Source organism: Nostoc sp. C110 (assembly GCF_043099725.1).
Classification (GTDB): Bacteria; Cyanobacteriota; Cyanobacteriia; order Cyanobacteriales; family Nostocaceae; genus Nostoc; species Nostoc muscorum_A.
In genome coordinates this window covers 4880877-4897278 of sequence record NZ_CP171148.1, presented here as the reverse complement: position 1 = coordinate 4897278, position 16402 = coordinate 4880877, and the positions used below count along the sequence as shown (strand labels likewise).

The 16402-nt window shown below is 43.8% G+C and carries 12 protein-coding genes; 9 read left to right on the top strand and 3 right to left on the bottom strand.

Annotated elements, in window-relative coordinates; genetic code table 11:
• Positions 1-156: 156 nt before the first annotated feature.
• Positions 157-1275 (top strand): ferrochelatase, encoded by a 1119-nt coding sequence (locus tag ACFFRD_RS26280; RefSeq protein WP_392478456.1) that lies wholly within the window; start codon positions 157-159, stop codon positions 1273-1275.
• Between the two features lie 44 nt (positions 1276-1319).
• Here ACFFRD_RS26280 and ACFFRD_RS26275 read toward each other — a convergent pair whose 3' ends face one another.
• On the bottom strand, positions 1320-1865 hold the full coding sequence (locus ACFFRD_RS26275) for an NADPH-dependent FMN reductase (protein WP_179071350.1): 546 nt from the start codon (positions 1863-1865) through the stop codon (positions 1320-1322).
• A 330-nt stretch (positions 1866-2195) separates the two neighbouring features.
• On the opposite strand from ACFFRD_RS26275, the gene ftsH reads away from it, so the two are divergent.
• The 8 genes from ftsH (at position 2196) to ACFFRD_RS26235 (ending at position 14836) form a co-directional block, all read left to right on the top strand.
• A complete protein-coding gene (gene ftsH / locus ACFFRD_RS26270; protein ID WP_392478453.1) occupies positions 2196-4124 on the top strand; it encodes an ATP-dependent zinc metalloprotease FtsH in 1929 nt (642 codons plus the stop codon).
• 432 nt (positions 4125-4556) lie between these two features.
• Positions 4557-5471 carry a DUF928 domain-containing protein gene (locus ACFFRD_RS26265; protein WP_392478451.1) on the top strand — a complete coding sequence of 305 codons (915 nt, stop codon included), beginning with the start codon at positions 4557-4559 and terminating at the stop codon, positions 5469-5471.
• A gap of 757 nt (positions 5472-6228) precedes the next feature.
• A complete protein-coding gene (locus tag ACFFRD_RS26260; protein ID WP_392478450.1) occupies positions 6229-7593 on the top strand; it encodes an LLM class flavin-dependent oxidoreductase in 1365 nt (454 codons plus the stop codon).
• A 204-nt stretch (positions 7594-7797) separates the two neighbouring features.
• Positions 7798-9336, top strand: a complete 1539-nt coding sequence (locus tag ACFFRD_RS26255) for an amidohydrolase family protein (protein WP_392478448.1) — start codon at positions 7798-7800, stop codon at positions 9334-9336.
• 209 nt (positions 9337-9545) lie between these two features.
• Entirely contained in the window at positions 9546-10214 is a 669-nt protein-coding gene (locus ACFFRD_RS26250) for a dienelactone hydrolase family protein (RefSeq protein ID WP_392478446.1), read from the top strand.
• 234 nt (positions 10215-10448) lie between these two features.
• Positions 10449-11447: an aldo/keto reductase gene (locus ACFFRD_RS26245; RefSeq protein ID WP_392478445.1), complete on the top strand. Its 999-nt coding sequence runs from the start codon at positions 10449-10451 to the stop codon at positions 11445-11447.
• A 61-nt stretch (positions 11448-11508) separates the two neighbouring features.
• Complete coding sequence (locus tag ACFFRD_RS26240; protein WP_392478443.1) at positions 11509-12600, top strand: aliphatic sulfonate ABC transporter substrate-binding protein; 1092 nt, start codon at positions 11509-11511, stop codon at positions 12598-12600.
• A 355-nt stretch (positions 12601-12955) separates the two neighbouring features.
• The gene (locus ACFFRD_RS26235) at positions 12956-14836 is read left to right on the top strand and encodes an ABC transporter ATP-binding protein (RefSeq protein WP_392478442.1); all 1881 of its coding nucleotides are present in this window, start codon (positions 12956-12958) and stop codon (positions 14834-14836) included.
• A gap of 239 nt (positions 14837-15075) precedes the next feature.
• Here ACFFRD_RS26235 and ACFFRD_RS26230 read toward each other — a convergent pair whose 3' ends face one another.
• Both ACFFRD_RS26230 and ACFFRD_RS26225 read right to left on the bottom strand, forming a co-directional pair.
• A complete protein-coding gene (locus tag ACFFRD_RS26230) occupies positions 15076-15222 on the bottom strand; it encodes a hypothetical protein (protein ID WP_392478439.1) in 147 nt (48 codons plus the stop codon).
• Positions 15223-15324: 102 nt separating this feature from the next.
• On the bottom strand, positions 15325-16371 hold the full coding sequence (locus tag ACFFRD_RS26225) for a sulfonate ABC transporter substrate-binding protein (protein ID WP_190961571.1): 1047 nt from the start codon (positions 16369-16371) through the stop codon (positions 15325-15327).
• Positions 16372-16402 lie beyond the last annotated feature (31 nt).

Below are 16402 nucleotides of genomic sequence, written 5' to 3'. Positions count from 1 at the left end.
CGTAAGTTTTGTATGTCTTTTGATGTATTATCTTGATTTACCCACCTATCCTATCCCCCTGGATGGGATAATAAGTTACAAGTAAGGAAGGGACATGTGTAAGCTATTCCCTTATTTTATATTTCTCTGCACTCTGGTTATATTGAGGAACTAATTGTGGTTGCCACGCCGGAAAAAGTACAACACACCCACGAGCATCTATCAGGTAAAGACCGTGTAGCCGTACTGCTTATGGGCTACGGCGAAGTCGAAAGCTACGAAGATTTCGCCAACTATAACGAACAGGCTTTAAATCTACTGACAGCAAAGTTCGCACCAGTACCAACCTGGATTTATCCCCCTCTGGCAAAGCTTTTGGCGCTATTTGACCGCCATGAGTGGGGACACACACACCACGATTTTATCTCCCCACACAATGCCATTTTTGAACAGCAGCGAGCTGGGATTGAGAAGAATTTACAAGAAAAATGGGGAGATAAAGTTCAAGTTTTCAAGGCTTTTAACTTCTGCGCCCCTTTCCTACCCAATCAAGTCTTGGCAGAAATCAAAAATCAAGGCTTCGAGAAGCTGCTAATTTACCCATTGCTAGTTGTTGATTCTATCTTTACCAGTGGGATTGCGATCGAGCAAGTTAACAATGCTCTCGTTGAGTTGACTGATGGTGAGGAACACTGGGTTAAAGCACAGCGTTACATTCCTTCTTTCTTCAACGAACCAGCTTACATCGATTTGATGGCTCATCTGGTTGAAGAGAAGATTGCTGAGTTAGCAGGAGCTTATCTCCCTTCTCAAATCGGGATTGTATTAATGAATCACGGCTGTCCCCATAAAGCTAAAGGCTTTACTTCTGGGATTGCTGAAAGTGAAGCAATGTACGATTTAGTTCGGGATAAGTTGATTAACCGATATCCGTTAATCTCAGTAGGTTGGCTCAATCATGATACGCCATTAATTGATTGGACACAGCCAAACGCCGAACAAGCTGCAAACAACCTGATTCAGTTGGGTGCAAAAGTGGTAATTTTTATGCCAATTGGCTTTGCCACAGAAAACCACGAAACTCTATTGGATGTACACCATATCATCCATGCTTTAGAGAAACAGAATCCTGGCACGAACTACGTGCAAATGGCTTGTGTTAATGACCATCCAGAATTTTTGGCAATGGTGGCCCAATGGGCTGATGATCATATTGCAGAGTTGTTGTCAGAGCAAGCTTTGACAGTTAATCCCCAACTCGCTGGAGATCACCATCATCACCACCATCATCATTAAGTTTTGAGTTTATCAGGGTGGGTCTAACTTTGCCCACCCTAGAACTAATTCACGCCCCGTAGCTTGCGAGTGTTATCAACTAAACTCTGAGCAAATTCATCAAATCTTTGAGAAAGCTTTTCATCTACGAGTTTGCCTTCAGGACTGAATGCACCCCAAGCTTGTCCGATCGCAATTTGTTCTGGAATCACCCAACCATGAACCCATCTGACTATTAACCGTAGGTCATTTAATGCGTTACTATTTGACTGACCGCCCAATACGCTGATTAGTCCTGTCACTTTATCAGACAGTTGCTCAAAGCTCATCAAATCTAGAGCATTTTTCAGGACACCACTAACCCCACCATGATACTCAGGTGTGGCTAAAATTAATCCATCTGACTGACTGACAGTATCCTGTAACCGCTTAACATCTGGGTATTCTAGATACTCTTTTGCGCCAGTGCAAAACGGTAACTGCAACTGTCTTAAATCAAGAATTTCTACCTCTGCACCAAGGGCTTCTACCCTTTGCACTGCTACTTGTAAAGCAAGCTGCGTATAGGAGTTTGGCCTTAAACTACCAGCAATACCAACAATTCTCACCATAATTAACCTACAAACTATTAACTAGCTACTATCACCAGATTTCTTAAAAAGCGGAATCGTTATGACTATGCTTATCTTAGCGATTTGTGTCCGAATGTGTCAAATTAATCTCTGCTGGAAAATTTGAGGATGAAAAAGTTAGGAGTTAGGAGCCAGAATAATTATCCAGGTTGCTCAAATTTATGTAATAACCGGAGAAACATGGGAATGCTTTTGTGTGGAAGTTAGACTAGATAAGAAAAGTGTAATTTCCAGTTATTACAATTTTTGGTAGAAGAATAGGCATAAAACCATAGCTCAACTTGTGCCAGCAGACAAAGGGTAATTATTATGACAAATTTGGGAAAAAAAGCATTGGTAAAAAGGCAGTCATCAAAGCGAGTTGCTTGGGTTGGTGCGAAGGCATTGCCCGCCGTAGGCATCGCAGCTAGCTTGATTATGTTACCAGGAATTTTCGGGAGTACCCCCGTCTTGGCACAAAAACCAGAGAGTACTTCTAATACTTCTAGTACCTCTCTAAACTATGGTGATTTGCTCAAGAAAGCGAAGGCGGGAGAAGTCCAAAAAGTAGAGCTTGACGAAACCGAACAGCTAGCCAGGGTTTATCTCAAAGGGCAAAAGGAAAATACGCCACCGCAACAGGTGAGACTTTTAGCGCAAAACACAGAGTTAATTAACATACTCAAAGATAAGAATGTTGAGTTTGGCGAAGTTTCCTCTGCTAACAGCCGAGCTGCTGTTGGGCTGTTGATTAATCTTATGTGGATTTTGCCACTGGTAGCTTTAATGCTATTGTTCCTCCGACGCTCTACAAATGCTTCTAGCCAAGCGATGAATTTCGGCAAATCCAAAGCTCGTTTCCAAATGGAAGCCAAAACCGGAGTGAAATTTGAAGATGTCGCCGGGGTTGAAGAAGCTAAAGAAGACCTTGAAGAAGTTGTTACTTTCCTAAAACAGCCAGAAAGATTTACGGCTGTAGGCGCACGGATTCCCAAAGGAGTGCTGTTAATTGGCCCTCCTGGTACTGGTAAAACTTTACTAGCAAAAGCGATCGCAGGTGAAGCAGGTGTACCATTCTTCAGTATTTCCGGTTCAGAATTCGTGGAAATGTTCGTTGGTGTGGGTGCATCTCGCGTGCGTGACCTCTTCAAGAAAGCCAAAGAAAATGCCCCATGTCTAATATTTATCGATGAAATTGACGCAGTAGGTAGACAACGGGGTGCTGGAATCGGTGGCGGTAACGATGAGCGCGAACAAACCCTCAACCAACTGCTCACCGAAATGGATGGTTTTGAAGGCAACACAGGCATTATTATTATTGCTGCCACTAACCGCCCAGATGTCTTAGATGCAGCGCTGCTCAGACCAGGACGCTTTGACAGACAAGTGATGGTGGATGCACCTGATCTTAAAGGACGACTGGAAATTTTGAAAGTCCACGCCCGGAATAAGAAAATTGATCCCAGCGTATCATTAGAAGCGATCGCTCGTCGCACTCCTGGATTTACCGGTGCAGACTTAGCCAACCTACTCAACGAAGCTGCTATTCTCACTGCTAGGAGACGCAAAGAAGCTGTCACCATTTTAGAAATTGATGCTGCTGTAGATAGAGTCGTTGCAGGTATGGAAGGTACTGCATTAGTAGACAGCAAGAGCAAACGCTTGATTGCCTATCATGAAGTTGGACATGCTTTAGTAGGCACATTGCTCAAAGACCATGACCCTGTGCAGAAAGTTACATTAATTCCACGGGGACAAGCACTCGGATTAACTTGGTTTACTCCTAACGAAGAACAGGGGTTAGTTTCCCGTTCCCAACTCAAATCCCGGATTACTGCTACTTTGGGTGGTCGCGCCGCCGAGGAAATCGTTTTTGGTAAGCCAGAAGTTACCACAGGTGCAAGCAATGACTTGCAACAGGTGACAGGGATGGCGCGGCAGATGGTGACACGCTTCGGGATGTCAGAATTAGGCCCATTGTCTCTGGAAAATCAGAGTGGAGAGGTATTTTTAGGACGCGACTGGATGAATAAATCTGACTATTCTGAAGAAATTGCCGCCAAAATTGATTCACAGGTGCGTGAAATTGTCAACAACTCTTATATCAAGGCAAAAGAACTGTTGGAAGAAAACCGCATAGTTTTGGAACGTTTAGTAGATTTGTTAATAGAAGAAGAAACAATTGAAGGCGATTCATTCCGCCAAATCGTTGTTGATAATGCCCAAGTAGCTGATGCACAATTAGCTGTACCTCATTAGATATCTGATGACAGATAATGTAGAGATGTAGCGCTGCTATGTCTCTACAAGAGTTGTTGATAAAGCATAATAAACAGGTCGTTTCAGGTTTTTATTAATCATTCTTTGATAGAAAATAGATCCACGCTGTAGAAGCAATTCATGAATTGCCCCTACACCGTATAATTTTGCCTAAGTCCTAAAATAAGTTGGGAATCTTCTTGTGCAAAAGTAGAAGGCTACCCAATACGGTATCGTGGGTTTTGAGACGCGATAAATCGCCGTCTCTACAAGTGTTTTGATCTTATATGAACTGTATTGCGCTTTAGCCAACCGTATTAGAAGGCTACCTCAGCATTTCCACAAACTGGTACATAAAGCCTTACTAATGTAAAGCTTAAGGTATTGTATTATATAGACCCAATCAACGTACTACAAGTGGAAATGGAGATTATGAAACATAGATTTTGGGCAAGCTATTTGCTTGCAGCTTTAGCATTTCTTCCTTTAGAACCTGTAATGACTACACAAGTTTTGGCAACAGAGTCAGTTTTGCAACTGGCACAAGCCAAATCTGCTTATACGCAATATATGCAACTCGGCTATAACGAAACCAAACGGAGAAACTATCGAAAAGCTTTAGGATATTTTCAGCAAGCAGAACGGCTACGTCCTGGAGATAGGTATGCTACTGCTGCAATTAGAAATGTTACAGGTTACATTCAGCGTGGTAGAAATCGTATTGCCTTCGTCCCAGGTAGACCTGGTAGGGTAAGGTCAGCAGGAACACGAGGAAGTTGCTTTCAAACTGGACAAAATATCATTCCTCTGACACCGACAGATAAGGAAGCTCAACGAACCACAGCAGAGCGTCCCACATTATTTTTCTATGTTCCTCAAACCTCGACAACAGTGCAAGCACTAGAATTTGTTTTGCGGGATGATGATAGCTCCGACCCATTGTATAAAGGAACTTTCAAACCTGTTGGGCAGAATGGTATTGTTAGTGTAAATGTACCTGCTAATCAGCCATCTCTACAAATCGGTAAAGAGTATAGTTGGACTTTTTCAATGATTTGTGATACCAACAACCGCGATAAAGACTCTTATGTAGAAGGTACAATAGTGCGATCGCAAGATGAAAACCTCTCTCTTCAGCTAAACCAACCAAACACAGACTTGGATCGTGCAGTTCTATTTGCAACTGCTGGATTTTGGGAAGATTCTCTCAGAACTTTAGCTAATTTACGCCGCCAGCGTCCTAACGATCCCGAAGTTCAGAAGTATTGGGAAGATTTGTTAAATTCAGTAGAGATTAAAGAAGTTGTAAACAAGCCTTTATTGCCCTGTTGTACTGTTCAAAAATAAATTAAAAATTACTTAAAAACCCGGTTTTGATAGAGAAGCCGGGTTTTTACCATTCATAGTAGTTATGTTTTGAGACGCGATAAATCGCCGTCTCTACAAGTATTTTGGTCTTATCTGAGAAGTATTAACGTTGCGTATTACGCGATTTTGTGTTACAAAAACGACGCTTGTTTTTAAGTGTGCTGCGATCACGTATCCGCCCGCCGAGGTCATCGCAAACGAGACAGTTAATCTGAGATATTGAACAATTAGTTTGTAATACTTAATATTAGATAATCTAATAATTAGTATTGCATGATATTGTGTTCATCAGTACATATTTTTTTGTATGCATCGTGTAGACTCTATTTGCGGAGTAAGATTGCTACATAAATTTATGGTAATTCGAGCGCCAAGCAGCAGCAACCCTAGTTTTGCTGTGGCATTAACCTGACTTAAAGTTTGGTTATTTCATTCCATGTAGAGCAACTGAAGTCTACATTTTAGTTGCTTTGAAAGTATTCCATTATTACATTCAGTGTGGAGTTAGCAGTAAATGCTAGCCCAAAGCTTTGTATGGAAAGGATTTTATCAATCTGCCATCTGAGTATTTTTTGGGTGGATGTCAGCAGTTGTGTCTACTCATCAGACACTTGCCACGTAGTTATAAGGATTTTACAAACAGTTAGGAATTAGCGATCGCACACTGACGTTAGATGAAAAGCCATTAGCTGCTATACGCAAATCAGCAATCACACTATAGAAAAGAAAAAAGCTTATGAATACAACACGCAAGTTTCGTTTAGGTGCATTCGTTCAAGCCACCGGTCATCATGTTTCTTCTTGGCGGCACCCCGATGCACAAGCAGATGCTGGATTGAATTTCGAGCATTACAAGGAAATTACCCAGACTGCTGAACGCGGCTTGTTTGATGCAGTTTTCTTGGCAGATAGCCCAGGAGTCTGGGGTGGCTCTCCAGAAACTCAGTATCGCAACGGTAAAATGGCCCATTTCGAGCCAGTCACTCTTTTCTCGGCTTTGTCCTCTGTTACCAAAAATATCGGCTTCATTTCCACCGCTTCGACTACTTATGAAGAGCCCTACACCTTGGCGCGGAAGTTTGCCTCATTGGACTACTTGAGTAACGGCCGCGCAGGGTGGAATGTAGTCACCACAGGCAATGAGAACGCTGCTCGTAATTTCGGACTTGAGCATCACCCAGAACATAGCCAGCGTTATGAACGCGCCGAAGAGTTTGTGGAAGTGGTAAAAGGTCTGTGGGATAGCTGGGAAGATGATGCTTTTATCCGTGACAAAGAATCTGGTGTCTATTTCGATCCAGACAAACTCCATACACTTAACCATAAAGGCAAATATTTTTCTGTCCAAGGCCCTTTAAACGTCGGTCGTCCGCCTCAAGGCTACCCCGTGATTGTTCAGGCTGGAGCCTCGGAATCTGGACGGGACTTAGCTGCACGCACCGCCGAAGTAATTTTCACCGCCAATCAAACCCTAGCTGATGCCCAAGAATTTTATGCTGATGTGAAAGGGAGATTAGCACAATATGGGCGATCGCCAGACGATCTAAAAATTATGCCCGGTGCTTTCCCAATCATTGGCCGTACCGAAGCAGAAGCTCAAGAGAAATACGAATTTCTGCAATCTTTGATTCATCCTGATGTCGCCTGGGGAATTTTAAAGAACTACTACAAAGGTGTGGATCTGTCGAAATATTCTCTAGATGATGTGGCTCCCGAACTGCCCAGCGACACCAACACTAACAAGAGTCGTCTCAAACTAGTCAGAGATTTGGCAACTCGTGGCACTCTCACACTGCGTCAGTTGTATCTCTCTCTTGCTACTGCACGAGGACATCGCACCATACTTGGTACTCCCGAAACCATTGCCGACCAGTTAGAAGAATGGTTCAACAATGGTGCAGCAGACGGCTTTAATATCATGCCGCCAATCCTTCCCACTGGATTAGATGAATTCGTTAACTTAGTCGTTCCCATCTTGCAAAAACGCGGATTGTTCCGTACCGAATACGAGGGTAGTACCTTGCGTGAAAACTTGGGATTGCGTCGTCCGGTCAATCGTTTTGCTGCAAAACAAGTGGATAAGAGCCTTGTATTGGCGTAAATGAATTGTTTGCAGATGTTTAAGCCATACCTTTTAGATCGCACCTTCTGTAGATCGCCGCCCTACAGAATCGGAAATCGAACCGCAGAGGACGCAGAGGACACGGAGAAATAAGAGTTTCAGAGAGTTCTTGCGTAAGTTTTAACACACTAACCAGCATCCAACGCTGCTAGGAAAACCTTGTAATTTTTTAAAGGAAAAAACATGACTGAATATAGCCGATTAAAGACCTCACGCTCCGCCGCAATCAGAGCAACCCTTGATTATCCGGTAATCGATACCGATGTTCATACCAATGATTTCACACCGGCGTTTGAGGATTACATTGCTAAGTACGGCGGTGTGAAACTCGTAGACGAGTTACGTAAAACTGAAGCCTCCCGTCTTAACTCCAAGAGCAACGGTAAAGACTGGTATCAACAAACGCCTGAAGAACGTCAATACAATCGGACAATCCGATCGCCTTGGTGGGCCAGAGTTACCAAAAACACGCTGGATTTAGCTACTTACACCCTTCCCGAATTGCTCTATGAGCGTCAAGCGGAGCAAGGCTCAGACTATTCGGTGCTGTTTCCCAACAATGTCCTAGCACCGGCTGGAGCCAGTGCAGAGAATCGTCAAGCACTGCAACGCGCGGTAAATCACTATCATGCTGATATTTACCGGAAATATAGCGATCGCCTGACACCGGTTGCTGGTATTCCCTTGACCAATCCTCAAGAAGGCATTGAGGAGCTAGAGTTTGCAGTAAAAACACTTGGCTTAAAAGTGATTAATATCACTGGCGGAGTGAAACGGCCGATTAAAGCGATCGCTGATAAATATCCAGCCGATAAATTCCCCGAAATCGCCAAGTATGCTTCTTATATCGACTTCTACGGACTAGATAGTGAATACGACTACGATCCCTTCTGGGCTAAAGTCGTGGAATTAGGCGTACCCGTCACCACCCATTACGGTAGCCAAGGTTGGACTGGACGCTCCTCCATTAGTAACTACATGAACAACCATATCGGTCACTTCGCCGATGGTTCGGAAGCCTTTGCGAAGGCGTTGTTCTTCGGTGGTGTTACCAAGCGTTTTCCACAGTTGCGAGTAGCGATGCTGGAAGGTGGTGCAGATTGGGGTGCGCGTGTCTACATTCATTTGGTAGATCGTTTCTCCAAGCGCAATATCAAGGCACTGGAAAACTACAATCCAGCATTGACAAATCCTGATGAGCTATTTGAAATATTTGAACGCTATGGTGCAGAAGTTACTCAAGGGTATTCCCTCGATAAGGATGAATTGACCAAGACTGTACTGGGAGCTTCATTTAGCCGTCATAGCCGTGCGCCAATTGGTAGCGAATTGGATGATTTTGCAGCAGCAGGCATTGAAACAATTGAAGACATCCGCGATCGCTGGGTGAATAGTTTCTTCTTTGGTTCCGAGTCAGACGATCGCACCATCGCTACGGCATTCAACGACAAAGCCAATCCCTTGGGAGTCAAAATCAACGCCATCTATTCCTCCGATGTTGGTCACTGGGATGTACCAGATTTGACTTCCCCCTTGGCTGAAAGCTGGGATTTGGTTCAAGAAGGCGTTATTTCTGAAGCCGACTTTAAGTCCTATGTATTCGCTAATCCCTACAAGTTTTACACCCAAGCTAACCCCGAATTTTTCAAGGGTACTGCGATCGAATCCAAAGTAGGTAACACCGAATTTCAACAAGTGGATAAGAGCCTGGTAGTGGTGTAAAAGCCGAGATGAGGGCGTGGGGATAGATGAGGAGAAATAATCAATACCCCATGCCCAATAAATACTGCTCGGTTAAAGGGAAAAGGATAAGGGGAAAAGGAGTGGAAAGCTCGATATATAAGATTTTTCCCCTTTAACCCTTTTCCTTTCCCCCAAAACTCGAAAAATATTGCGATGCCCAATGCCCAAATAAATTAGGAGTCACAGCCATGTCCGTTGAACAACGCTCTCACGACACCAGTAATGGTTCCTTGCCTTATCTTTTCTCGCCTGTTTCTGAGAATGCCAAGCAACCTGCACCCTTAGTACTGTTTCTGCATGGAGGACGCGATCGCGGGACGGATCTGAATGTGCTACTGAAATGGGGTCTACCTCGTTTCGTAGATTTATCCGACTCATTACCTTATGTCTTCGCCGCACCCCAGATTCCGGCTGAACAGACTTGGGCAGATCGAGCAGATGACGTGCTGGCTTTGCTTGATGAACTGATCGCTTCCCAGCCCGTCGATCCAGCGCGGGTGATATTAGCCGGGTTCAGCTTAGGCTCGGCCGGTATTTGGCATATCGCTGCTTTGCATCCCGATCGCTTCGCAGGTCTAGTACCTGTATCTGGACGTGTACCTAAAACATTAGCAGAAAGCGAACTAGCTGCACTCAAAGACATTCCCGTTCAGATATTCCAAGGTGGACAAGACAAAAATCTGCCAATTGAGGACACAGAGCATTTTGTTGAGCGCTTACGCAAAGTAGGCGGAAAAGTCGATTTGACAGTGTTGCCAGAAGGCGATCATTTTATTGCAGATGAGGTATACAGCGATCCGAAATTGCAACAGTGGCTAGTTTCCCTGAGCCGTCGCAATACTGCTTTAGTTGTCTGAGGCACAAAACCCCAAAAGTCAACGCTCACAGACTGGGGGCTGAGATACAAAAGAAGATTTTTCTCAATCCCCATGACCAACAAAGAAAAGGATACAAGCCCCTAAATTTATTTATGGTTACTGAGCGTAGCCGTAAACCCTGGGGCATAGCTACGCTTTGGGCGCAGCCTCTCGTAGAGAAGTATGGGAATTATTAATTTTAAATTTTGAATTTTGAATTCGGAGCGAAGCGACGTGACCTTACCAACTATCAATCTCGGTAAAACTGGATTAACTGTTTCCCGTCTTTGTCTTGGCACCATGACCTTTGGATTGCAGACTGACGAAGAAACTTCTAGAGATATCCTCGACACGGCAGCCGATGGCGGAATCAACTTTTTGGATACAGCCGATGTTTATCCACTTGGCGGCGGGCTTACCACTGCTGGCCGTACCGAAGAAATCGTTGGGCGCTGGCTCAAAGGCAAACGCGAACATTTTATCTTAGCTACCAAGTGCGTCGGCCGGGTTGGTCCTGCACCTTGGGATCAGGGTGCTTCGCGCAAACATATTCTAGATGCGATCGATGCTTCCCTACGACGTTTGGGAACCGACTATATTGACTTGTACCAATTGCACTCCGACGATGCTTCCACCCCCCTCGATGAAACTCTAGAAGCACTGGACGCGGTAGTTCGTGCTGGCAAAGTACGCTACATCGGGGTTTCCAACTTCTTAGCCTACCGACTCGCCCGCGCCTTGGGTCGCGCCGAAACACGCAATTTAACCAGATTTATCTCAATTCAGCCCCGCTACAACCTGTTGTTCCGCGAAATTGAGCGAGAACTATTGCCCCTAGCTAAAGAAGAAGGACTGGGTGTAATTTCCTACAATCCGTTGGCGGGCGGTTTGCTCACCGGCAAACACATTCTCGCTCAAGGTCCTACCTCCGGTACACGTTTTACGTTAGGTGCTGCCGCAGAACGTTATCAAGAACGCTATTGGCACGATCGCGAATTTAATACTGTCGAGGAATTACGCACAGTCGCCGATCTCGCCGGATTGTCTCTCACCACCTTAGCAGTAGCTTGGGTTTTATCTAATCCCATTATCACTGCCCCAATCATTGGCGCTAGCCGTCCACAACAACTTGCTGACAATCTCAAAGCAGTAGAACTAAAACTCGACGACAGTTTGAAACAAAAGTTAGATGACTTAACCGCCGAATACCGAAGAGGAGATTCTCTCCGTTAGAAATTAGAGAAACAAGTACGCAACAAATAACTAATGACAAATGACCAATGACCAATGACAAATGACAAATCAGAAATATCTCATGGATAAAATAGCTAGGATTAAACGCCGTCGTTTTCTCCATTTTTCTACTTCAGGGCTATGTGGATTTTCTATGGCATATCTGTTAGGGAGTTGTAGCGATCAAAGCGAACAGTCTTCTTTGCTAAACAGTACTAATGCCAGTGAAACTTCCCTTGGAATAAAAACGAAAGTTCTCCGCATGGGATATCAAAGTGCGGGGGATCTCTTCAGAAATCGGAAAGTTTTAGAGAAACGCTTGGAACCGTTGGGGATTAGGGTGGAATGGTCACAATTTGTCCAAGGGCCCCAACTTATGGAAGGGATGGCTGCAAAAAAAGTTGACGTGGGATCTGTGGGAGAAACACCACCAATTTTTGCACAAGTGGCTGGATCTGAACTTGTTTATGTAGTAGGTACACAAAGAAACCGAAGGACAGGGACAAGTAGTGTTATTGCTGTTCCACCAGAATCTCCCCTTAAGAAGTTTGAGGATATTAAGGGTCAAGAAGTTTACTTTCAAAAAGGCTCGGCATCGCATTACTTTATTATCAGAGCCTTGCAGTCTATCGGCTTAACTCTCAAAGATATTAAAATCAGAAGTCTTCCCACAATCGAAGCACGGGCTGCTTTCCTCGAAGGTAAAATTCCCGTTTGGATGACAGGAGATCCCCACTATGCGATCGCCCAAAAGATGGGTCGAATTCGAGTCCTCAAAGATTCTGTTGGGCTAGATTCTCCTGGTGCTTACTATATTGCTGACAGAAAGTTTGCCGAAGAAAATCTTGGTTTGCTAAAAATTATCATTGAGGAGCTTAATAAGCTCGACAAGTGGGCAGAGGCAAATAGAGGCGAAGTTGCCAAATTGATGATCTCTGAACAAAAGCTCGATCCAGATGTCGTGGAAATAGCAATGTCTCGTCGCACTTTTGTAGGACGTAGAGGACTTAGTTCTGCGCTGATAAAAGAACAACAACGTGTGGCAGATTTGTTTTTTGATGAGGGTGTAATACCAAAGAAAATCAACATTAAAGATGCGTTACTTCCGCCTGATATCTATACTGCAATTACCCCACCAGAAATTATGATCTAGTGATGTACAGTAGGGAGCAAGCTTAAAATTCTTTTGGTAGTTTTTCTCATTTATTTATGTCTTAACTTATCTGATAGCTACTATAGGTCTTGCTAAAAGACACACATCAAGCTTGTAATTTTCATAATCTTAAATGAGCAAAATATCCATCACTAAAAAATTCTTCTTTCTAACTAATGTGCAAATTTAATGTCCAAAAGTTTATTAATTAAACGAGTAAATAAGTCAGCTACAACCAAACAGCAAAAGTTTTTAAACAGTGCTGCCAGAAGTCCCTAATACCACCGGACGGCTTATATAGTCGTCCATTTTTATCTTGCAGAACAGCCAAAATGATGCTAGTGGATCGACCTTCATGACGAAAAAGACCAGACAATTCAAACCCTTTCAACGTGCTGCTGATGCACCAAACCTACCATCAACTCCATTCAGGTTCATTTTATATTTTGTTAACCAGTTTCGCTGGTGGTATGTGTTAATGGTGAGCTTGGAGATGGTACACGCGACCTGTGGCGTTATGTTGCCTTATGCCATTGGTGAGATCATCCGAGGTGTGACGAAATCAACGGGCAACAGCCAGCCCATTTTTGATGCCATGAGGCAACCCCTGATGCTGTTCATCGCCTTGAGTGTGGGTGAAGTAATATTCGGGCGTTCGGCTGGACTCTTGCAAACTATCCTCCATCCAATCCACCGACAACATATTGTGCGATCGCTATATGCCTACTTGCAACACCATTCGCATCGCTATATGAGCAGCAGTTTTTCCGGGGCATTAGCACATCGGATTAGCGAAACTTCTCTGGGTGTTACTCAGACGATGCAAATGTTAATTACTGAATTTATGGCAGTAATTGTTGTGTATATTGTTGCCACGATGTTACTGTATCGCGCTTATCCTCCCCTGGCTGCACTCGTGGGCGTGTGGGCAGTTCTTTTCATCACTATTTCGTTCTGGCTGGCAACTCGCTGCCGAATTTACTCTCGGAAAGCCGCAGCCGCAAGAAGTGAGACAACTGGCATCATCGTAGATACAGTAACAAATCTTACTAGTAGCCGATTGTTTGCTCGTTTGGGTTTTGAACGACGTTATTTGAATGAGCAATTAAGCCGCGAACTCAAACAGGTGAGAAAGTCCAACTGGTATTCGGAGCGAATTCGCTGGTTTCAGTTCATCTCGGCAGCCATTCTGAAAATCAGCACCCTGTATTACTCGCTCTTTCTCTGGAGTCAAGGGAAGATCGCTACTGCTGATTTCGTCGTCGCAACTAGCCTGTCGCTATTGATCATCATTGAAGCCCGGAATTTGAGCCGCCGCTTTCTGGAATTTTTTGAACATATCGGCAATGTTGCCAATGGTGTCTTTACCATCGTTCAACCCCACGAGTTGGTTGATCGCGATCGCGCGATCGCACACCCAATTACCCAAGGTAAGATTGAGTTTCGCCGGGTGAATTTCAATTACTCTGATGAAAAGAAAGTTTTCAACAACCTTTCTGTCACCATCCAAGCTGGACAGCGTGTCGGACTGGTGGGCTTCTCTGGTTCGGGAAAATCCAGCTTTGTCAATCTAATTCTGCGTTTGTTCGACCCCCAATCTGGACAGATTATTATTGATGGGGTCGATATTCGAGACATGACTCAGGATGCCCTACACGCACAGATCAGCTTGATTCCCCAAGATCCATCTCTGTTCCATCGCACTCTGCTAGAAAATATTCGTTACGGACGCTTAGATGCAACCGATGAGGAAGTGTTCGAGGCGGCGCGAAAGGCTAATGCTCACGATTTCATCATCCAAAGTCAGGATGGTTATAATTCTCTGGTGGGCGAACGCGGTGTCAAGTTATCTGGAGGGCAGAGACAACGCATTGCGATCGCACGGGTAATTCTCAAAGACGCGCCGATCCTGATTTTAGATGAAGCCACCTCTAGCCTCGATTCAATCACCGAAAAAGCGATCCAAGATACCCTCGACTTAGCAATGAATGGGAAAACGGTCATTGTGGTGGCTCATCGACTATCTACCATCGTCCATCTAGACCGGATTTTGGTGTTCGATAAAGGTCGCATTATTGAAGATGGTTCCCACGCTCAACTACTGGCACTTGGCGGTGCTTATCACAGGTTATGGAAAATGCAAGCAGGTGGATTTATCCCAGAAAATCCTGGCGAGGAACGCATACATGAGGTTCGCAGTGGCACAGATAATGTTCAAAAGGGAATGATCGCTTGACATTTGCCACTACTTGAGGTTCAATTCCAGATTTAATTCAGGAATTGTGCGGGAAAGAGTCTATAAAACTTATGACCTTTTTTGAATTCAAAATTCAAAATTCTGTTAGGAAGAATGGAAATAATTTTGAATTAATTAATTCTGGGTACAAGCCCCCGCCACAATCTTCTCTACGGGACGCTACGCCAACAATTAGTTGTGAGTTCAAGCTCTCACTAATTGTTTTTAATTTTTAATTTTTAATTGGAGCGTTCGCGCAGCGTCTCGTAGAGAAGCGACTTGACTTCAGATATCAAACCCATTTTTGATACCCTGGCTGATGAGGAATCTGCCATTGGTAAGCTAACGCACCTACATATTGCAATATTTTCCGTGTAGACCGTCATTAGTCATTTGTCATTTGTCATTTGTGTTTACCAAGGACAAAGGACAAAGGACAATTGACAACCTCACCAGTTGATGTGCAATCTTATTTGCGTAACAGCTTACTACTTCTGACTAATGGTTTCTGGTGTGATGGCTGCATATTGTTCGCTACTCAGCATCGCTTCCTTGATATTGATTGGTTTAGGAATCACTTTTTCTGTGGCAAACAAATCTGCAATTTTCTGTTGATTTTCCATGATTTCTGGCGTAATGGGTCTTAAGCCATAAGCTCGCCTTTCAATCATTGTTGCTAAAATATCTTCATCAATTTTGAGATGAGGAATAGTCAGCTTTACAACTTCTGCTCGGTTCTTTTCACCCCATTGACCTGTGTTATCTATCTCTTCAAGAACTAATCGTACTAATTTCGGGTTTTCTGTGGCAAATTTTCGCGCAGCCATGTAATATCCACCCTGAGTAGAGATGCCGCTAGCATCTCTCAAAACACGAGCATTTGCCTTTTTTTGTGCTACAGCTAAATAAGGGTCCCAAGTTACCCAGGCATCTATTTTGCCTTGAATAAAAGCATCACGGGCTTCTGAAGGAGGGAGACTAATGGCTTGAATATCACTATATTTCAAACCAGCCTCTTCTAAAGCTTTTATTAATAAGTAATGGGAAGCAGAACCTTTTTGAAAAACTACTTTTTTACCTTTGAGATCAGCTAAAGTGCGAATTGACGAATTATTTTGGACGATAATTCCACTTCCTTTACCTGTACTGGGTTTATTACTAGCAACATATACTAAAGATGTACCAGCAGCTTGGGCAAATATCGGTGGAGTTTCGCCTACAGAACCAATATCAACTCTACCTACATTCATCGCTTCCATCAGTTGCGGCCCGGCGGCAAATTGTGCCCATTCGACGGAGACACCTAAAGGCTGTAAACGCTTTTCTATCAATCCTTTAAGTCTGACCAGATCCCCAGAGCTTTGATATCCCATACGGACAGTTTTAGTTTTAAAGCCAGTGGTTTCATTCCCTGCGTTTGGGGTTGTAACTGAACAACTAATTAAGGTAGTTGAAATTGTTAATAATCCAGGTAATAGGAATAGTGAAAAACGCTGAAAAATACTAACTTGTGGCTGTTTGAAAGCGGTAATCATGGACGTGATACTTTGTTTTTATTTGGCTAAT